Source organism: uncultured Phascolarctobacterium sp. (assembly GCF_934190775.1).
GTDB lineage: Bacteria > Bacillota > Negativicutes > Acidaminococcales > Acidaminococcaceae > Phascolarctobacterium_A.
This window is the reverse complement of the sequence record NZ_CAKPTG010000001.1, coordinates 140,056-158,003: the sequence shown is the minus strand read 5'-3', so window position 1 is coordinate 158,003 and position 17,948 is coordinate 140,056. Positions and strand designations below refer to the sequence as shown.

Here is a 17,948-nt window from a genome sequence, read left to right as displayed (position 1 = left end):
AATAAGTACAAAGTAAAATTTTATTCTGTTTTTACGCCTGTATGCGTCCACACCTGCAGCTCCACCTCGAAAATTCTTGCCCAAGGGAGCTTGGCGCCGACGGTAAGATCACGCAGATAATAGCTTTGCCCGTTTTGCTGATAAAAGGGCGTGCGTCCCAAATTATCGTGTAGCAGCTTATATGCCTGCAGGCTGAGCTTTCCCTGAATATATTGCTCTGTTGCCGTTTTATCTTCGCTGTCCAGCTTTACGGGATTTGTACCAAAGGCTTCCAGTGTTTGTCGCAGTTTGGGATGCACCAGCTTTTGGTAATAGTAATCCTCGAGGATACGTTCTGCCGTGAAGCTCAGGTTAGCAGCGTAGAGTGCTGCCAGCCGCTCGGTGTTCGCACCTGCTGCCTGCAGCTGACGCAGACGGCCGCAGAAAAGCAGTCCCTGTGCCAAAGCTGTGCCTGACGAATTGCTGAAGGTGTTCCAGGCGGCGTAAGCAGCGAGCTTATTGACTTGCACGTTGTTTGCCAAAAGCTGGGGCAGCAGCAGCTCTTCTGCTTCAAAATTGGCGCTGCTGTCGACTAGTGCAACCTTATAACCTTGGTCCAGCATTTGCAGTAGCTCCTGTACCTGCTTGGCAGACGGACGGAAATCGTCGTTACCGCAGTTAACATAGCAGATGAGGTCTGCACTATCCGGCGTGCTTACTTCTGAAGCTCCCATGAGCTTCAGCTGGTTGCGCAGTGCTGCACCGACGCAGACTGCCATGTAGGGCATATCTGTACCTTCCGCTTTAGGAGAAGCATAATGCAGGTAAACCTTGGGCTGCCAGCCGCTTTGCTGCAGATAGTATCGCGTGAGCAGCAGGGTGGCGATTTCATCTGCGCCGTAGGTGAGCTGTGCCTGCTTTTGTTTTTGCTGGGCAGTGATGCTGCTTTGCAGCCTGACGGCACTGGCGTGCGGCAGTCCGATGGGCGAAGCATCGTCCTGACCGAAGGTTATCTGTCTGTCATCTGTGGCAAGCTTAAGCAGGCCCAGGTTAAAGCGGTCGCTTTGCTGATAACGGCTGCGATATTTATCCAAAACCTTGGCGGGAATTTTAGCTTCGGTGCGGCGCAGCTCCTGCGTAAGGGCGAAGCTGCCGGTGATGCGCACCATATCGGCAAGCTGGGAATAACGCATCAGCTGGTATTGGTACCAGCGGTCGGGTAAAAGCTGGTCACTGACGAGCAAGCGCGGAATGACGGAAAAAATTGCCTGCTGCTTTGTTATTGGCAGCTCCTGCAACTGCTTGAGCAGTGCATCTTCCTCAGACGGAGTGGCGGTGTTCATGCGGGCGGCCAGCAGGCCGCCATGCAGCAGGTTGTCGGCAGAAATGATGCTGTAATCGCATAATAGCTGATTTGTCTGCAGCCATTGGAAAAGTTTTTGTCTGTCAGCGGGCGTCTGGTAGTTGTCAAGATAGCTTTTTGGCGGTAAAATTACATTTAGGCCTGCAAGCGCGCCCAGTTTTTGCACCATGGTGCTACAAACAGGGCGGCTGTCGAGCGGCAGCAGCAGGACGCTTTGCGTTGGCGTCGCTTGCGCCAGTTGGAGCGGAGTGCTTGAGGGCAACGACAGGCGTAAGCAGATGCCTGCCACTAGCAGTATGGAGCAAATTGTTAAGATTATTTTGCTTGAATTGCGCATAAAGGTGTCCTTTGAAAGAAAATGTAGAGAATGTTTAAGATTAATTTCCCCCTTCCGTCAGCTCATTACATTCGCTGACACCTTCCCCGATGGGGCAGGCGAGAAAGTGATTGCGAAAGCTGACTGCTTGCCTTCCCCTACGGGGAAGGTGCCGAACGAAGTGAGGCGAAAGGGGGCGAAATGCCATCTCACCACAATTATAACATAGAGGAGCAGTATATGAGAATAATCACCGGCAAGGCCCGTGGCCTGCAGCTGACTGTACCGAAAACCTATGATGTACGGCCGACTGCGGACAGGGTTAAGGAATCCGTTTTTAATATTATAGGCAGTAAAATTATTGGTGCCACAGTGCTGGACCTGTTTGCAGGTACAGGCAACCTGGGGCTGGAAAGCTGGAGCCGCGGTGCTGCAGCTGTTACATTTATTGATGCCAGCAAGGAATCTTTGCGCCTGGTGCGCAGCAATATTGCCAAGTGCCGCGCAGAGGCTGACTGCAGAGTGCTGCAGGGCAGCGCTCCGGCTGTTGCAGAAAGGCTGGCGGCAGCAGGGGAGCAGTTTGATTTTGCCTTTTGCGATCCGCCGTACAACAAGGGCTGGATAGAGCAGATTATTGCGCTTTTGGGCAGACGCTCTTTTTTGTGTCCCGGTGGCTATCTGGTAGTAGAGCGCAGTGCGCATAATGCGTTGCCGGAGCTGCCTGTAGGCTGTGAGCTGGTGCGTAGCAGCCGCTATGGCGAAACGTTGGTAGATTTTATTTGTTATAATCCTTTGTAATTATAATATTTTTGGGAAATAAAAAGGATTATCAGCTTTTATGTCGAATAAAAGACAAGATATATAATAGGGTTTTCTTTGATCGGGTTCCGGTTAAGGATAGATTAGGAGGTCTGGCTATGCGCAGAGCAGTTTGTCCAGGAAGCTTTGATCCTGTTACCAAGGGTCATATTGATATTTTTGAAAGAGCAAGTGCGATGTTTGACGAGCTGATTATCAGCGTTTTTCATAATCCTGGTAAGGATAAGGCAATGTTTTCTATGGAAGAGCGTGTGGAAATGCTTAAAGAAGCAACTAAGCATATTCCTAACGTAAAGGTAACCTGCTTTTCCGGTCTGTTGAATGAATTCTGCAAAAGGGAAGAGGCTCCTTTTATTGTCAGAGGTCTGCGCGCTTTTACTGATTTTGAATACGAATTTCAAAGAGCGCTGCTGCTGAAAAAAATTGATAATGATTTGGAAACAGTTTTCATCATGACAAATGCAAAATATTCCTTTGTCAGCTCTTCCGGTGTGCGTGAGCTGGCAACCTTCGGCGGTCAATTAAAGGATTTAGTGCCTGAATGCATAGAAGAACGCGTTCGTAAGCACGTTTACCAAAAGTTTGAATAGATTAGAGTGGGGATGATAACATGATTGAACGCAACAAAACTAATGTAGCACTCGATGGACTTTTTGACGAATTTCTTGATTTGGTTTCTAATGCAAGACGTGTTCCTTTGATGGATAAGATTATGCTTGATGAAAACGATTTGCTGAATATTATTGATGATCTCAAGGAAGCAATTCCGCGCGAAATCAAAAGTGCCAACCAGGTGCTGGAGGAGCAGAAGAATATTGTCGATAAGGCCTATGCTGATGCCGACCGTATTGTGCAGCAGGCTAAGGAAGAGGCAGAGCGTATTGTAAGTGTTGCTCAGGCCGAGGCTGATGCTAAGGTACAGCAGGAGGAGATTGTTAAGCAGGCTAATGCTGTAGCAGAGGATGTTAAGGCTAATGCACTGCGCTATCAGGAGGAAACCAAACTTGCTGCTGATGAGTATGCTTTACAGGTTAAGCAGTCTTCACTGAAGTATGCTGATGATATGCTTGAATTTTTGAGTGGTAATCTGACCAGTGCTTTGGGCGGACTTAAGGAAAACATCCAAAGTGTTAAGGAAGAAATGAATAACATACAGCATCCGCAGGTACCGGAAGAGACACCGGAGCCGGAAGCTGCTGAAGAAGAATAAGAAACAAGTGCATTATAAAAGCTGTAACGAGGCATCACATGTGTGATGCTGACGTTACAGCTTTTTGTTGTTTAAGCAGTATTTTAGTTGTTTGACAGCGATGTTTAGCTTTGGCTGCGGACGTAGATAGGTGATTGATAAAAATCGTTGCCGCTGTGGTTAAGTGAGGTGTCATGCTGAAGCAGGGACCATGTGTCGGTAGCAGCTATTTCTAATGCTAATTGCGTTTGGTAGGTAGCGTTGTCATTGTTTAAGGCGTTTTGACCTAACTTGGTTATGAGTGGCAGGCTGGCGCTTGTCTTCATCTGGTGCAGCAGCTGACGGCCGTTGTCATTAAAGGCCAGCACGCGCAGGTAGGCGGGCTTTTGCTGCTGCCATACTGCTTTGGACTGGTCCAGCAGTATTTGCAGCAGCAGTCGGCGGATGCGGCTGGCTGTGTAGCGCTTGCTGCTGCAGGCAGCGAGCGCTGCCTGCAGGCAAGCGCAGTCGCCAGCCTTGCTGAGCAGGTTCTCCAGACCTTCACTGGCCTCGCAGCGCTCGGCCAGCTGCTGCGGCGTAAGCAGCAGCAGGCGGTATTTCAGCAGCTGCCATAAAAGCTGCGCATCGTAGCCGCCCAGTGTAAGTGCTGCATGCGTGTATGCAGGCGTGGCCTGCTGCCAGCTGCCATTGCCGAGCGCTAAAGCCTGGCGAATCGCGCTGGCGCTGGCTATACTGCTGCTGATGGCGGTGGAGTTATAGCCTTCGTCTGTACGCTGCAGGTAAAGCGGTTTGATGCTTGCAGCAGTTTGCAGCAGGGCCTTGGTATATTCCAGCGCCAAAATGTCGTTGGGAGAGCGGAAGGCGGTGTGTGCGCCTAAAACTTTTTCCCAGGCCTGTGCATAGCTGCTGCCGCTTTGCAGCAGCTCACGCAGCCTTGCCTGCGCTTCAGCGCTGCAGGCAAGGCGTGCTGCGGCCACGAAATCACTTTGCGGGTGTTCTGTACCGCAGGCAAGCGTATTGACGCAGCCAGTGGCTGCCAGAAGCTCTACAGCGCCCCTGGCAAAGAATTCGGCACTGCGCAGCGTAAAGGCGCAGCCAAGCTCCAGCACCAGGTCAGCACCGCCCTGCACAGCAAAGGCGGCGCGCTGCCATTTGCTTAAAATGGCAGGCTCGCCGCGTTGCATAAAGCTGCCGCTCATTACGACGATGACTGGCTGCTGCGTCAAACGCTTCGTTTCCTGTATATGATAAAGATGACCGTTATGAAATGGATTATATTCGGCAATGATGCCTGTAGCCTGCATAAATTTTACCTCGCAATATCTTATCTCTATAAATATTATTATATCATAGGCTGGGAATTGAGAAAATATTTCTGTTCAATTAGCCACGAATAGTGTATACTAATAATATATTGGTATTTATGACTAGAATTAAATTTGGCGTTGACCGGGAGGTTTATTGTGATTGTTTTCGTAGTAAATTGTGGCAGCTCCTCCATCAAGTATCAGCTGATAAACATGGAAGGCGAGCATGTCATGGCCAAAGGCCTGATTGAACGCATCGGTATGGAAGGCTCCACACTGAAGCATACGCCAGCAGGCAAATACACAATTGATATAAAAGAGGAAATTCCTGACCATAAGGTTGGTATCCGCTTGGCGATTAAAGCGCTGACGAGCAAGGAATATGGCGTTATCAAGGATATGTCCGAGATTGATGCTGTAGGCCATCGTGTTGTGCATGGCGGTGAGCGCTTTACCGACAGCGTGCTGATTACCAGTGATGTGTTGCACGGTATTGAGGCTTGCTGTGAAATTGCACCTCTGCATAATCCGCCTAACCTGTACGGCATTAACGCTTGCATGGAGATTATGCGCGGAACACCGCAGGTTGCTGTGTTTGATACAGCCTTTCATCAGACAATGCCTAAGGTTGCCTATCTTTACGGCCTGCCCTATGAAATGTATGTCAAATATGGCGTGCGCCGTTACGGCTTCCATGGCACTTCGCACAAATATGTGGCGCTGCGTGCTGCAGAGCTGATGCACGAGCATATGAATGATTTGCGTATTATTACCTGCCACCTTGGCAATGGTGCCAGCATTGCAGCAATTAAATACGGCAAATCCATTGATACAAGCATGGGCTACACACCGCTTGAAGGCCTGATTATGGGCACCCGCAGCGGCGAGATTGACCCGGCGATTATTCCCTTCCTGATGGAAAAGGAAAATATGAATGCGCAGCAGATAGATGATTATCTGAACCGGCGCAGTGGTATTCTGGGCATCAGCGGTCTGTCCAGCGATTTCCGTGATCTGGAAAGTGCTGCTAACCGCGGCGATGACCGCAGCCAGCTGGCAATCGATGTTTTTGCCTACAAGGTAAAAAAATATATCGGCGGTTATGTAGCAGCAATGGGCGGCGTGGATGCGATTGTCTTTACTGCAGGCCTGGGAGAAAATTCTCCCTTTATGCGCGACAAAATCTGCAATGGCCTGGAATATCTGGGCACGCGCGTTGATCCGGAACTGAACCAGGTGCGCGGCAAGGAGCGCGAAATCAGCGTGCGTCGTGCGCGTGTCAAGATTTTCGTCATCCCGACAAATGAGGAGCTGGTTATTGCCCGCGATACCTATAACATCTGTCGCAGAATCATCAAGCTGTAGTCATTTGCATGAGGTTATAGTAACTGATAACAGTTTTTATCCGTACAAAGCATTTTTACTTGACAAAGAGCGGTAATACCGCTATAATTGTAACGATTGGTGAAATATGATTAAAATAAATGTCGCAGAAATCAAGAAAAGACTAGTCGGTGAAAAAACTCTTGCTTATGAGCTTTCGCCTGCTGAGCTGGAAATTGCAGCTGAAGAGCTTGCTGTTGACGGCACAGTAAATTTAGAAGGCACCATGAGCAACGCTGGTGATGTATTATTACTGCAGGCTGTAATGACTGCTAAGGTACGACGTACCTGCAGCCGTTGTCTGAAGGGTTTTACAGGTAAAACCAGGGCAGAGGTTGTCGAGAAGTTTTATCCGGCAAGTGCTGAACATATTGAAAATGATGCTTTTGTCTACGATTCGGACGTTATTGATATAACGGAACCGCTTCGTGAAGGGCTGCTGCTTGCAGAGCCCATGCAGGCTCTGTGTAAGCCAGACTGCCGGGGACTTTGTCCCGTTTGTGGCGCTGATCTTAATGATGGTGACTGCGGATGCGACAGGTTCACTGTAGATCCGAGGCTGGCGGCATTGAAGCAATTCATCAAAAATTAAATTCACTTCATAGCACTGAGGAGGTGTATTGAGAAATGGCAGTACCTAAGAGAAAAATGTCCAAAGCCCGTCGTGACAGACGTCGTGCTAACTGGAAACTGAGCGTTCCTGGCATGGTTGAATGCCCGCAATGTCATGAAATGAAAATGCCGCATCGCGTTTGCCCTGAATGCGGTTACTACAATGGCAAACAAGTCATTGCTAAAGCTGAATAATTTTAAGCTGTTGATAAGGCCTTCGGAAGTAATTCCGGAGGCTTTTTACATGATATGCTGAAGCTTATCGTTTAAGCAGCACTTAATTGTGTAATTAAAAAAATCGCTGAAATATAAGAGATGTTACAATTTTTTTGCTAAAAACCCCTTGCCAAAAACGTGCTATGCTTTTATAATAAAAACAGATATTATGAGCTGGTACTAAAAAGCAGGTGATGGAATGACTTCTTCTAAAAAATTAATACGTCACAGAAGCTTGAAGAAGCTGCTTAGGGATAATCCCTTCAGCACTGATGAGCAATTGGCAAAGATGCTGGATGTCAGCGTACAGACTATACGTTTGGACCGTGTTGCTCTGGGAATTCCTGAGCTGCGTGCCAGAACTCGTACTATGGCCGAGGAAGCTCAGACCAAGCTGCGTGCCATTGATAAAAAGGATATCGTGGGCGAGCTGCTGGATCTGGAGCTGAATAAAATCGGCATTTCCACGCTGAAGATTACACCTGATATGGTGCTTGAGCGTACCGGAATTGCCCGCGGTTATTATATGTTTGCTATGGCCAATACGTTGGCTTTGGCAGTTGTAGATGCGGAATATGCACTGACTGCTGTAGGCAATGTCAAGTATAAGCTGCCTGTCAATGCAGGAGCTGTGCTTGTAGCCCGTGCAGTAGTTACGCACCGCCGTATGGATAAGTATTATATTTTTGTTTCCGTGAAAAACAATAACGAAGAGGTTTTTCGCGCTAAGTTCATTATTGTTTCTTTGGATAACAGAACTAAGCATGAGGGGGAGCAGGAAGCATGAAAATCGCCGTAGATGTTATGGGTACCGATTATGGTCCCAAGGAGCTTGTTTTAGGCGCAGTCAACGCTGTTAAGGAATATGGCTGCGAAACTGTTTTGGTTGGCGATGAAAAAGTAATCCGTGAACTGCTGGTAAAATACGGTGCGGATAAAAATCCGAAGATTACTATTCATCATGCCAGCGAGGTAATTGCGATGGACGAGCATCCTGCTATTGCAGTAAAGTCCAAAAAGGACGCTTCTATTGTAGTTGCAGCAGGATTGTTGAGAAACAAGGAATGTGATGCCCTTGTTTCCTCCGGCAGCACCGGTGCTGCTGTCGCTTCAGCGCTTTTTTGCGTAGGCCGCATCAGGGGCGTGGAACGACCTGCTATTGCAACGCCGATTCCTAGCCTGAAGGGTACTACTGTAGTGCTTGACAGTGGCGCCAAGGTAGACGCCAAGCCTGAGCATATGGTACAGAGTGCTATCATGGGTACGGTGTACGCAGAAAAAATTTTAAAAATTTCTCAGCCGAAGGTAGGACTTTTGAACATCGGTGAAGAAGAAACTAAGGGTAACGAACAAGCACTGGCAACTTACCCGCTTTTAAAGGATACTCAGACGATAAACTTTATCGGCAACGTTGAAGGTCGTGACATCAACAAAGGCACGGTAGACGTAGTTGTCTGCGACGGCTTTGTAGGCAATGTTGTGCTGAAGTTCGGTGAAGGTCTGGCGAAGGCTATTATGACGCTGATCAAGGAGGCAATTATGAACGGCGGCATTCTGGCAAAGCTGGGCGGACTTTTAATCAAGCCTGCACTGAAGGGCCTGAAGAAGCGTCTTGATCCTGCTGAATATGGCGGTGCACTGCTGTTAGGTATCCGCGCGCCTTTTATTATCTGCCACGGCAGCTCCAAGGCTAAGGCAATTACTAATGCTATTCACGTAGCTATGGACTTTGCCGAGCAGGATGTTGTAAGTATCATCAAAGATAAGATTGCGGAATCAAAAGAAATGAGGAATTAGATAAATGACAAGAGCTGTTGGTATTTTAGGTTTAGGACATTATGTTCCTGAGAAGATTATCACTAATACAGACATGGAGAAAATCGTTGAGACCAGTGATGAATGGATTACTGAGCGTACTGGCATCAAGCAGCGTCACATCGCTGCTCCGGAAGAAGCAACCTCTGATCTGGCGTACAATGCTGCTGTAGAAGCACTGAAGGACGCTGGCGTTGCTCCAGAAGAGCTGGACCTCGTTATCGTAGGTACTGCTTCCAGCGATTATATTTTCCCGTCTACTGCATGCCTGGTACAGGCTCGTCTGGGTGCTAAAAACGCAGCTGCCTTTGACCTGGCTGCTGGCTGCAGCGGCTTTGTTTACAGCCTGGCTGTAGCAAGCCAGATGGTTAAGAGCGGTCTGTATAACAAGATTCTGATTATCGGTGCAGAAACCCTGAGCCGCATCATGAACTGGACCGACCGTAACACCTGCGTTCTTTTCGGTGATGGCGCCGGTGCTGCTGTAATCGGTGAGGTTGAAGAAGGCTATGGCGTATTAGGCATTGATATGGGTGCCGACGGCAACGGCGGCAAGTTCCTGCTGCAGCCGGCAGGCGGCAGCCGTAATCCGGCAAGCGAAGAAACCGTTGCTGCAAAAGACCACACCATTCATATGAACGGTCAGGAGGTTTTCAAATTCGCTATCCAGATTATGGGCAAGACTGCAAAGCGTGCTCTGGCTAAGGCGAATATGAAGCCGGAAGAGCTGGATATGCTGTTCCCGCATCAGGCTAACTACCGCATCATCACCTCCGCTGCTAAGCGTCTGAAGATGCCGATGGATAAGGTTTGGGTAAACGTAGACAAATACGCTAATACCTCTGCCGCATCTATTCCTATCGCTCTGTGCGAAGCTCAGAAGGCCGGCGCACTGAAAAAAGGCGACAACATTATTCTTGACGGCTTTGGCGCAGGTTTGACCTGGGCAGCTATTGTCCTCAAGTGGAGTAAATAATCCAAACATTTTTCGTTTGTCTTAATAGTATTTGATTTTTATCGAAAGTGAGGTATTTTACACGATGAGTAAAATCGCATTCGTATTCCCTGGCCAAGGTTCTCAGACCGTTGGCATGTGCAAAGCTTTTTATGATGAATATCCTGTTGTAAAACAGATTTTTGAAGAGGCTGATGACGCTCTTGGCTATTCCATCAGCAAAATGTGCTTCGAAGGTCCTGCTGAAGACCTGAAGCTTACCGCTAACACCCAACCCGCTATCCTGACTGCCAGCACTGCCTGTGCAGCAGTTCTGAAGGAGCATGGCGTAAGCTGCGATATCGCTGCTGGGCACAGCCTGGGCGAATACAGCGCACTGGTTAACACCGGCGCTCTGAAATTTGCTGACGCTGTACGCATCGTTAACAAACGCGGCCAGTTCATGCAAGAGGCTGTTCCTGTAGGCGAAGGCAGCATGGCTGCTATCCTCGGTCTGGATAGCGACAAAATCGTAGAAATCTGCCGCAGCGTAGAAGCTGAATCCGGCGAAGCAGTGCAAGCAGTAAACTTCAACTGCCCTGGTCAGGTTGTTATCGCAGGTGCAGTTAATCCTGTAAATAAGGCTATCGAAGCTCTGAAGGCTGCTGGTGCTAAACGCGCAGTTCTGCTGCCCGTAAGTGCTCCTTTCCACAGCACTTTGATGCAGCCCGCTGCAGCCCGCCTGGCTGAGGTTCTGGCTCCGATTGAAATTAAAGATATCACCATTCCTGTTGTTGCTAACGTAACCGCTCAGGAAGTTACCAGCGGCGAAGAAATCAAAAAGCTGCTCGTTAAGCAAGCTGCTATGCCTGTTCTCTGGGAAACCAGCGTACGCAACATGGTTGCAGGCGGCGTAGACATTTTTGTTGAGGTTGGCCCGGGCAAGGTTCTGACCGGCTTCACCAAGAAGATTGCCAAAGGTATGATGGCTCTCAACGTTGAAGACGCTGCCAGCCTGGAAAAAACCTTAGCTGAGCTGAATAAATAATTCACCAGGCTAAACTGTCAGCTTTGCAATTCCCCTAAACGTACATGCAGTATGTATTTGTGAAGCATAACAGACAGATGATGAATTGAAGGATAAGGAGAACTTACAATGAAGTTAGAAGGTAAAAAAGCTCTCGTAACCGGCGCTTCCCGCGGTATCGGCCGTGCAATCGCACTGGCTCTCGCTGCTGAAGGTGCTGACGTTGTTGTAAACTATGCAGGCAGTGAGGCTGCTGCTAAAGAGGTTGCTGCAGAAATCGAAGCTATGGGCCGCAAGGCTTTCGTAGTACAGGCAGATATTTCCTCCAACGAAGCTGCTACTGCTATGGTAGATGAAGTTGTTAAAGAATTCGGCCGCATTGATATCCTCGTAAACAACGCAGGCATTACCCGTGATGGTCTGTTGATGCGTATGAAGGAAGAGGATTGGGACGCAGTTTTGACCACCAACCTGAAGGGCGTGTTCAACTGCACCAAGGCCGCTGTCAAATACATGATGAAACAAAAGGCTGGCAAAATTGTCAGCATCAGCTCTGTTGTTGGCCTCATGGGCAACGCAGGCCAGGCTAACTACGCTGCTGCTAAGGCTGGCGTAATCGGCTTTACTAAATCCGTTGCCAAGGAAGTTGCTGCTCGCGGCATTAACGTGAACGCTGTTGCTCCTGGTTTTATTAAAACGGATATGACCAGTGTACTTTCCGACAAAGTTGTTGAAGGTATGCTGACTTCTATACCCTTACACAAATTGGGTGAAACTACTGATATTGCCAAGGCTGTTGTCTTCCTTGTGAGCGATGACGCCAATTATATTACCGGACAGACTTTACATGTTGACGGTGGTATGGTAATGTAATAGGGGGCCCGTTTGGGAGACCTGCAACTTTACCTATTGGAAGGAGGTGAATCGTAATGAGCACTTTCGAAAAAGTAAGAGACATCACTGTTGAACAACTGAGCGTTGACGCTGACGAAGTAAAGATGGAATCCGCTTTCATCGATGATCTCGGCGCTGACTCCCTCGATATCGTTGAGCTGATCATGGCTTTCGAAGAGGAATTCGGTGTTGAAATCCCTGATGAAAAAGCTGAAAAAATCCGCACTGTAGCTGACGCTGTTAAACTGCTGGATGAAGAAAAATAATGCTTTACCTGCTTATGTTTAGGGAACCCCTTGAGGGTTCCCTGGCACAAGCTACTTTATTCTAGTCCTGAAATGGGGGATATTTGTTGAAACTACCAGTGCTGAAAATCGGTAAGCTTGTTGCTGAAGTACCGATTATACAAGGAGGCATGGCTATCAGGCTGTCTACAGCCCGTTTGGCAGCTGCTGTAGCTAAAGAAGGCGGTATAGGACTTATCGCAGCGTCTGGCATGAGCTTTGACGAACTGCGCACAGAAATACGTCTGGCAAGAAAACTTACAGGCGGCAAAGGCATTATCGGTATTAATGCAATGTTTGCGGCAAGAGAGTTTTTAGGTCTGATCACTACCGCTGCACAAGAGAAAATAGATTTAATCGTAGCCGGCGCCGGTTTTTCAAGAGATATTTTTGCCGTCGGACGTAAATATGGTGTCGAAGTAGTACCTATTGTTTCTTCTGTTAAACTGGCTAAGATTTCTGAGAAGCTGGGAGCTTCTGCTATCGTTGTCGAAGGCACCGAAGCAGGCGGTCACTTGGGAACTCAGCAATCGATTAAAGAGATACTTCCGGAGATTGTTAAATCCGTTAATATACCTGTTATTGCTGCCGGCGGTGCTGTCTGCGGCAGTGATGTTGCCGAGCTCTTAAAGCTGGGCGCAAGCGGTGTGCAGATGGGCAGCAGATTCGCTGCCAGTGAGGAATCCAACGGCGCACCTGCTTTAAAAGAATTCTATCTTAAAATGACTAAAGAAGATGTTGTGCAGATTGATAGTCCTGTAGGCTATAAGGGACGTGCTATCCGCAATCCCTTTGCACAGTTATCTTTAGATAATAAAGCTCCTAAACCTACTACCTGCGATTTGTGCTTAAAGCATTGCACCCACAGCTTCTGCATTATCAGAGCGCTGACACGTGCACAGCAGGGTGACGTAGAAACCGGCCTGGTATTCACCGGTGCCAATATGTGGAAAATCAAGGAAATACTGCCTGTAAAAGAAATCTTCAGGCGCATAAAGGATGAAATTTCAAAAATTTGATTACGAGGTGAACTATTTTGAGTAAAAGAAGAGTTGTAGTAACTGGCGTTGGCCCTGTAACTCCTATCGGTATCGGCAAAGATACCTTCTGGAATAACCTGGTTGCCGGTAAATCTGGTATCGGCCCTATCACTCAGTTCGATACTACTGATTTCACAGTAAAGATTGCCGGTGAGGTTAAGGATTTTGATTACACTGCTTTCATTGATAAAAAAGAAGGCAAGCGTATGGACCGTGTAACCCACTTTGCAGTTGCTGCTGCTAAGCTGGCAATCGAAGACGCTAAGCTGGATATGAGCAAGGAAAATCCCCTGCGTTGCGGCGTTTGCGTTGGCAGCGGTATCGGCGGCATCCACACCTTCCTGGAGCAATCCCTGAAGCTTGGTTCCAAGGGCCCGTCCAAAATCAGCCCGTTCTTCATTCCGATGGAAATCCCGAACATGTCTGCTGGCCAGATTGCTATTGCAACCGGCCTGAAAGGTCCTAACACTGCTATCGTAACTGCTTGCGCTACCGGTACCAACTGCATCGGCGACGCTCTGCGCACCATTCAATATGGTGATGCTGACGTAATGCTGGCTGGCGGCACTGAAGCTGCAGTTTCTCCGATTGCTATTGCTGGCTTTGCTAACATGAAGGCTCTGTCCACCAACAACGAAAACCCGGAAGCAGCTTCCTGCCCGTTTGACAAAAAGCGTGATGGCTTTGTAATGGGCGAAGGCGCTGGCGTTCTGGTTCTCGAAGAGCTGGAGCATGCTAAGGCTCGTGGCGCACACATCTATGCTGAGCTGGCTGGCTTTGCTATGAACTGCGACGCATACCACATCACCGCTCCGGACCCGACAGGCGAAACTCCGGCTGCCTGCATCGCTGCAGCAGTTGCTGACGCTGGCGTAAAACCGGAAGAGGTTGACTACATCAACGCTCATGGTACTTCTACCCATCGTAATGACCTGGGTGAAACCATTGCCTTCAAGAAGGTATTTGGCGAGCATGCTTACGAACTGTGCATCAGCTCCAACAAATCCATGATCGGCCATCTGCTGGGAGCTGCTGGCGGCGTAGAAGCTATTGCTACCGTTATGACTATCGAAAACGATATCATTCCGCCGACCATCAACTACCAGGATAAGGATCTGGACGATCCTGAAGGTCCGCTGGATCTGGATTATGTACCGAATGAAGCTCGTAAGAAAGTTGTTAATGTTGCACTGAGCGACAACCTGGGCTTTGGCGGTCACAACGCTTCTATCGTATTCAAAAAATACGTTGATTAATAAGCAGGATTGATTAAAATGCAGGAAAAACGTACACAGCAGCTGCAGAGCTTCTGCCAGGGGCTGGGTATCCATATGCATGATTTAGAGCTTCTTGATATGGCTCTGACCCATACATCTTATGCCCATGAAGCTAAGCAGTATCCTAAACCGCATCATAATGAGCGGATTGAGTTTTTGGGTGATTCCGTGCTCAGCGTTATCGTGAGCACCTACATGTATAAGAACTTTCCTGATTTGGCTGAAGGCCAGCTGACTAAGTTGCGTGCTTACCTTGTTTGCGAAGGCTCCCTATATGAATATGCCAAAAAGATTCATCTGGGTGACTATCTGCAGCTGGGTAAGGGCGAGGAGCTGAGCGGAGGACGTGAGCGTCCTTCCATCCTGGCTGATGCCTTTGAATCTGTTTTGGGTGCTATCTATCTGGATCAGGGCTTTGAGGTCGTACAGACCTACCTGCTGGGTATGATGCAGTCGGAAATAGATTTCATCTGCCGCCATGGTATATTTAACGATTACAAGACACGCTTGCAGGAGTATTTGCAGCGTGACGGTGATGCAGATATCCACTATATTCTTTTAGGAAGCACCGGTCCGGAGCACAATAAGGTATTCACCTCTCAGGTAATGCTGGGTAATACTGTTATTGGCGAAGGTAGTGGTCGTACTAAAAAAGATTCGGAGCAGCATGCTGCTAAGCAAGCGCTGGCACAGCTGCATGTAAGGAATCAGGAATAACATTACAATATTGGCCTACGGTAACAATACCGTAGGTCTTTTATTTTGCCTTCAGGTAGCTTTACGTGCTTCACAGCGCACAAAAAATCCCCCTGTTCCGGTTAAGGAACAGGGGGATAGCTGTTTATGGCTTAGTGTTGTTTTTCGTAGGGTTGGTTCATCAAAGCTTCGTCATCGAAGTAGTTGATGCGCATTGCCTCGCGTACGTCATGCAGAGTTGCAGCAGCAGCAGCTTCAGCTTCCTTGCTGCCTGCACGCAGGATTTCATAAACCTCAGGGATGCGTTGTTCCCAATAGTGACGGCGCTCACGGATGGGCTCCAGCACGTCCTGCAGCACGTTGTTGAGGAACTTCTTAACCTTTACGTCACCCAGGCCACCGCGTTGGTAGTGAGCCTTCAGCTTGTCCAGGTTAGCGTAATCCGGCAGGAATTTGGCAAAGTGCTCTTCAGTGCTGAAAGCGTCCAGATAGGTGAAAACAGTGTTGCCTTCAATCTTACCGGGATCCTCTACGCGTACATGGTCAGGATCGGTGTACATGGACATAACCTTCTTTTTGATATCCTCCGGTTCATCGGAAAGATAAATGCAGTTGCCCAGGGATTTGCTCATCTTGGCTTTGCCGTCAATGCCGGGCAGACGCAGGCAGGCGTCGTTTTGCGGCAGCATGATGTCCGGGTCAACCAAGGTTTCGCCGTAAACGGAATTGAACTTGTGCACGATTTCTTTGCACTGCTCCAGCATCGGCAGCTGGTCCTCACCTACAGGCACTACAGTAGCGCGGAAGGCGGTGATGTCAGCAGCCTGGCTGATAGGATAGCAGAAGAAGCCGGTAGGAATGCTTGCTTCAAAGTTACGCATTTTGATTTCGTTCTTAACGGTCGGGTTACGTTGCAGACGAGATACAGTGACCAGGTTCATATAGTAGAAGGTCAGCTCAGTCAGCTGTGGCACCATGGATTGAATGAAAAGGGTAGATTTAGCAGGATCAAGGCCGCAGGCCAGATAATCCAGCGCTACCTCGATGATGTTCTTACGTACCTTTTCCGGATGCTCAGCGTTGTCTGTAAGCGCCTGGGCATCAGCAATCATGATATATACCTTATCATATGCACCAGAATTTTGCAGCTGTACACGCTGGCGCAGAGAGCCTACATAGTGGCCTACATGCAGACGTCCGGTAGGACGGTCACCGGTCAGGATAATTTTACTCATGTTAGTCTTACCTCTTTTGTTCTTATTTATATAATAATTATAAATGCACTGACGTAAACTGTCAACGCAAGCTTACTTTACGAACATTGCATAGTAACCGTTAAAGAAGATATACAGTACGATTAGCGGCAGAATGTAGGTAGCATAGAAGCGAATCCATTTGGGGAAGGGAACGCCCTTACCGGTATCTGCCTCTGCAATGAAGTTATCCCAGCCCCAACCGTAACGGCTGGTGCAGAAGCTGAGGTAAATCAGGCTGCCCAGGGGCAGCAGGTTGTTGCTGACGAGGAAGTCCTCCAGGTCCAAGATACAGGTGCCTTGGCCCAAGGGCTGAATGTGGCCCCACAGGTTGAAGCCCAGCACGCAGGGCAGGGAAAGCAGGATAATCGCAATAATGTTAAAGCGAATAGTCTTTTTGCGGTACCAGCCAGTTAAATCGCAGATGCAGGAGGTGATGTTTTCAAATACTGCGATGACCGTAGACATAGCTGCGAAAAGCATGAACAGGAAGAACAGAGTACCCCAGATACGGCCGCCGCTCATAGCGTTGAACACGTTGGGGAGGGTGATGAACAGCAGGTTCGGGCCACTGTCAGGGTTAATGCCGAAGCTGAAGCAGGCCGGAAAAATAATCAGGCCGGAAACAATCGCTACAAAGGTATCCAGTGCCATAATCCACATTGCTTCACCCGTCAGGCGCTGCTCCTTGCCGATGTAGCTGCCGAAGATAGCCAGCGAACCGATGCCCAGGCTCAGCGTAAAGAAGGCCTGTCCCATAGCAGCGAAGACTACTTCGTGGATACCGTGCTCCAGCACTCTGTTGAAGTCAGGATAGAGATAATATTTAAGACCTGCGGCACTGTTGGGCAGAGTAATGGAGTTTACTGCCAGAATCAGCATGAGCACCAGCAGGCAGGCCATCATGTTTTTGGTTATGCGTTCAACGCCGGCCTTGACGCCCAGATAGCAAACACCAAAGCAGGAGAGAACAATAATAATCATATTGCCTGCCATGGTTACCGGGTCGCTCAGAAGGCTGCCGAAAACGTTGCCGACGCCTTTAGCGTCCAGGCCTACGAAGCCACCGACAGCCATTTTGTAGAAGTAATACAGCATCCAGCCGGAAACCGTGGTGTAGAACATCATCAGGATGACGTTGCCGGCGATGGCACCGTATTTATACAGATGCCATTTTGTACCGGCAGGCTCCAGCACGTCGAAGGATTTTGCTGCACTGCGCACGCTGGCGCGGCCAACAGCAAATTCTGCTACCATGATGGGCAGTCCCAAAAGCAGCAAAAAGCAAAGATAAATTAAAACGAAGGAGGCACCTCCGTATAAGCCCGTAATGAACGGGAAACGCCAGACATTGCCTAAGCCGATTGCACAGCCGGCAGATATTAAAATAAAGCCAAGGCGTGAGGAAAAGTTTTCTCTTTCCATAAATAAATACCTACTCCCTAAAAAATTTTGGATAATCTAATTATAAGCTAAAGGAGACTTATAAGCAATAAAAAAACTGCATCCCGCTGCCTTGGCAGCAGGATGCAGTGCAAAAGGTC

General features: G+C 48.6%; 19 protein-coding genes. 15 read left to right on the top strand and 4 right to left on the bottom strand.

Features of this window, described 5'->3' with window-relative positions; all coding sequences use genetic code 11:
* Nucleotides 1-20 precede the first annotated feature (20 nt).
* Nucleotides 21-1,679, bottom strand: coding sequence for a DUF4127 family protein (locus Q0G26_RS00680; protein WP_293827601.1), 1,659 nt, complete (start codon nt 1,677-1,679; stop codon nt 21-23).
* Nucleotides 1,680-1,898: 219 nt separating this feature from the next.
* Between Q0G26_RS00680 and rsmD the strand changes: the two genes are divergently transcribed.
* From rsmD to Q0G26_RS00665, 3 genes are all read left to right on the top strand, one after another.
* Nucleotides 1,899-2,456 (top strand): 16S rRNA (guanine(966)-N(2))-methyltransferase RsmD, encoded by a 558-nt coding sequence (gene rsmD, locus Q0G26_RS00675; RefSeq protein WP_293827598.1) that lies wholly within the window; start codon nt 1,899-1,901, stop codon nt 2,454-2,456.
* A 119-nt stretch (nt 2,457-2,575) separates the two neighbouring features.
* Nucleotides 2,576-3,067 carry a pantetheine-phosphate adenylyltransferase gene (coaD, locus tag Q0G26_RS00670; RefSeq protein ID WP_293827594.1) on the top strand — a complete coding sequence of 164 codons (492 nt, stop codon included), beginning with the start codon at nt 2,576-2,578 and terminating at the stop codon, nt 3,065-3,067.
* A 20-nt stretch (nt 3,068-3,087) separates the two neighbouring features.
* Entirely contained in the window at nt 3,088-3,687 is a 600-nt protein-coding gene (locus tag Q0G26_RS00665) for a hypothetical protein (protein ID WP_293827592.1), read from the top strand.
* Between the two features lie 104 nt (nt 3,688-3,791).
* Here Q0G26_RS00665 and Q0G26_RS00660 read toward each other — a convergent pair whose 3' ends face one another.
* Entirely contained in the window at nt 3,792-4,970 is a 1,179-nt protein-coding gene (locus Q0G26_RS00660) for a nucleotidyltransferase family protein (protein WP_293827589.1), read from the bottom strand.
* A 159-nt stretch (nt 4,971-5,129) separates the two neighbouring features.
* On the opposite strand from Q0G26_RS00660, the gene Q0G26_RS00655 reads away from it, so the two are divergent.
* The 12 genes from Q0G26_RS00655 (at nt 5,130) to rnc (ending at nt 15,172) form a co-directional block, all read left to right on the top strand.
* Complete coding sequence (locus Q0G26_RS00655) at nt 5,130-6,338, top strand: acetate kinase (RefSeq protein WP_021720066.1); 1,209 nt, start codon at nt 5,130-5,132, stop codon at nt 6,336-6,338.
* A 106-nt stretch (nt 6,339-6,444) separates the two neighbouring features.
* Entirely contained in the window at nt 6,445-6,948 is a 504-nt protein-coding gene (locus tag Q0G26_RS00650; protein ID WP_293827586.1) for a DUF177 domain-containing protein, read from the top strand.
* Nucleotides 6,949-6,983: 35 nt separating this feature from the next.
* A complete protein-coding gene (gene rpmF, locus Q0G26_RS00645) occupies nt 6,984-7,163 on the top strand; it encodes a 50S ribosomal protein L32 (protein ID WP_021720064.1) in 180 nt (59 codons plus the stop codon).
* Between the two features lie 220 nt (nt 7,164-7,383).
* Nucleotides 7,384-7,971, top strand: a complete 588-nt coding sequence (fapR, locus tag Q0G26_RS00640) for a transcription factor FapR (protein WP_210684007.1) — start codon at nt 7,384-7,386, stop codon at nt 7,969-7,971.
* On the top strand, nt 7,968-8,981 hold the full coding sequence (gene plsX / locus Q0G26_RS00635) for a phosphate acyltransferase PlsX (RefSeq protein ID WP_293827583.1): 1,014 nt from the start codon (nt 7,968-7,970) through the stop codon (nt 8,979-8,981). Before fapR ends, plsX begins: the two co-directional genes overlap by 4 nt.
* Before the next feature lie 4 nt (nt 8,982-8,985).
* The gene (locus Q0G26_RS00630) at nt 8,986-9,975 is read left to right on the top strand and encodes a beta-ketoacyl-ACP synthase III (protein WP_293827579.1); all 990 of its coding nucleotides are present in this window, start codon (nt 8,986-8,988) and stop codon (nt 9,973-9,975) included.
* A 64-nt stretch (nt 9,976-10,039) separates the two neighbouring features.
* A complete protein-coding gene (gene fabD, locus Q0G26_RS00625) occupies nt 10,040-10,981 on the top strand; it encodes an ACP S-malonyltransferase (protein WP_293827576.1) in 942 nt (313 codons plus the stop codon).
* 108 nt (nt 10,982-11,089) lie between these two features.
* The gene (fabG, locus tag Q0G26_RS00620; RefSeq protein WP_021720058.1) at nt 11,090-11,833 is read left to right on the top strand and encodes a 3-oxoacyl-[acyl-carrier-protein] reductase; all 744 of its coding nucleotides are present in this window, start codon (nt 11,090-11,092) and stop codon (nt 11,831-11,833) included.
* A gap of 56 nt (nt 11,834-11,889) precedes the next feature.
* Nucleotides 11,890-12,120, top strand: coding sequence for an acyl carrier protein (locus tag Q0G26_RS00615; RefSeq protein WP_021720057.1), 231 nt, complete (start codon nt 11,890-11,892; stop codon nt 12,118-12,120).
* 86 nt (nt 12,121-12,206) lie between these two features.
* Nucleotides 12,207-13,157: a nitronate monooxygenase gene (locus tag Q0G26_RS00610; protein WP_293827574.1), complete on the top strand. Its 951-nt coding sequence runs from the start codon at nt 12,207-12,209 to the stop codon at nt 13,155-13,157.
* 17 nt (nt 13,158-13,174) lie between these two features.
* Complete coding sequence (gene fabF / locus Q0G26_RS00605) at nt 13,175-14,434, top strand: beta-ketoacyl-ACP synthase II (protein ID WP_293827571.1); 1,260 nt, start codon at nt 13,175-13,177, stop codon at nt 14,432-14,434.
* Between the two features lie 18 nt (nt 14,435-14,452).
* Entirely contained in the window at nt 14,453-15,172 is a 720-nt protein-coding gene (gene rnc, locus Q0G26_RS00600) for a ribonuclease III (protein ID WP_293827568.1), read from the top strand.
* 131 nt (nt 15,173-15,303) lie between these two features.
* Here rnc and trpS read toward each other — a convergent pair whose 3' ends face one another.
* Together trpS and Q0G26_RS00590 are read right to left on the bottom strand one after the other, a co-directional pair.
* On the bottom strand, nt 15,304-16,386 hold the full coding sequence (gene trpS, locus Q0G26_RS00595; protein WP_293827566.1) for a tryptophan--tRNA ligase: 1,083 nt from the start codon (nt 16,384-16,386) through the stop codon (nt 15,304-15,306).
* Between the two features lie 72 nt (nt 16,387-16,458).
* Complete coding sequence (locus Q0G26_RS00590) at nt 16,459-17,829, bottom strand: sodium-dependent transporter (protein WP_293827564.1); 1,371 nt, start codon at nt 17,827-17,829, stop codon at nt 16,459-16,461.
* Nucleotides 17,830-17,948: the final 119 nt, after the last annotated feature.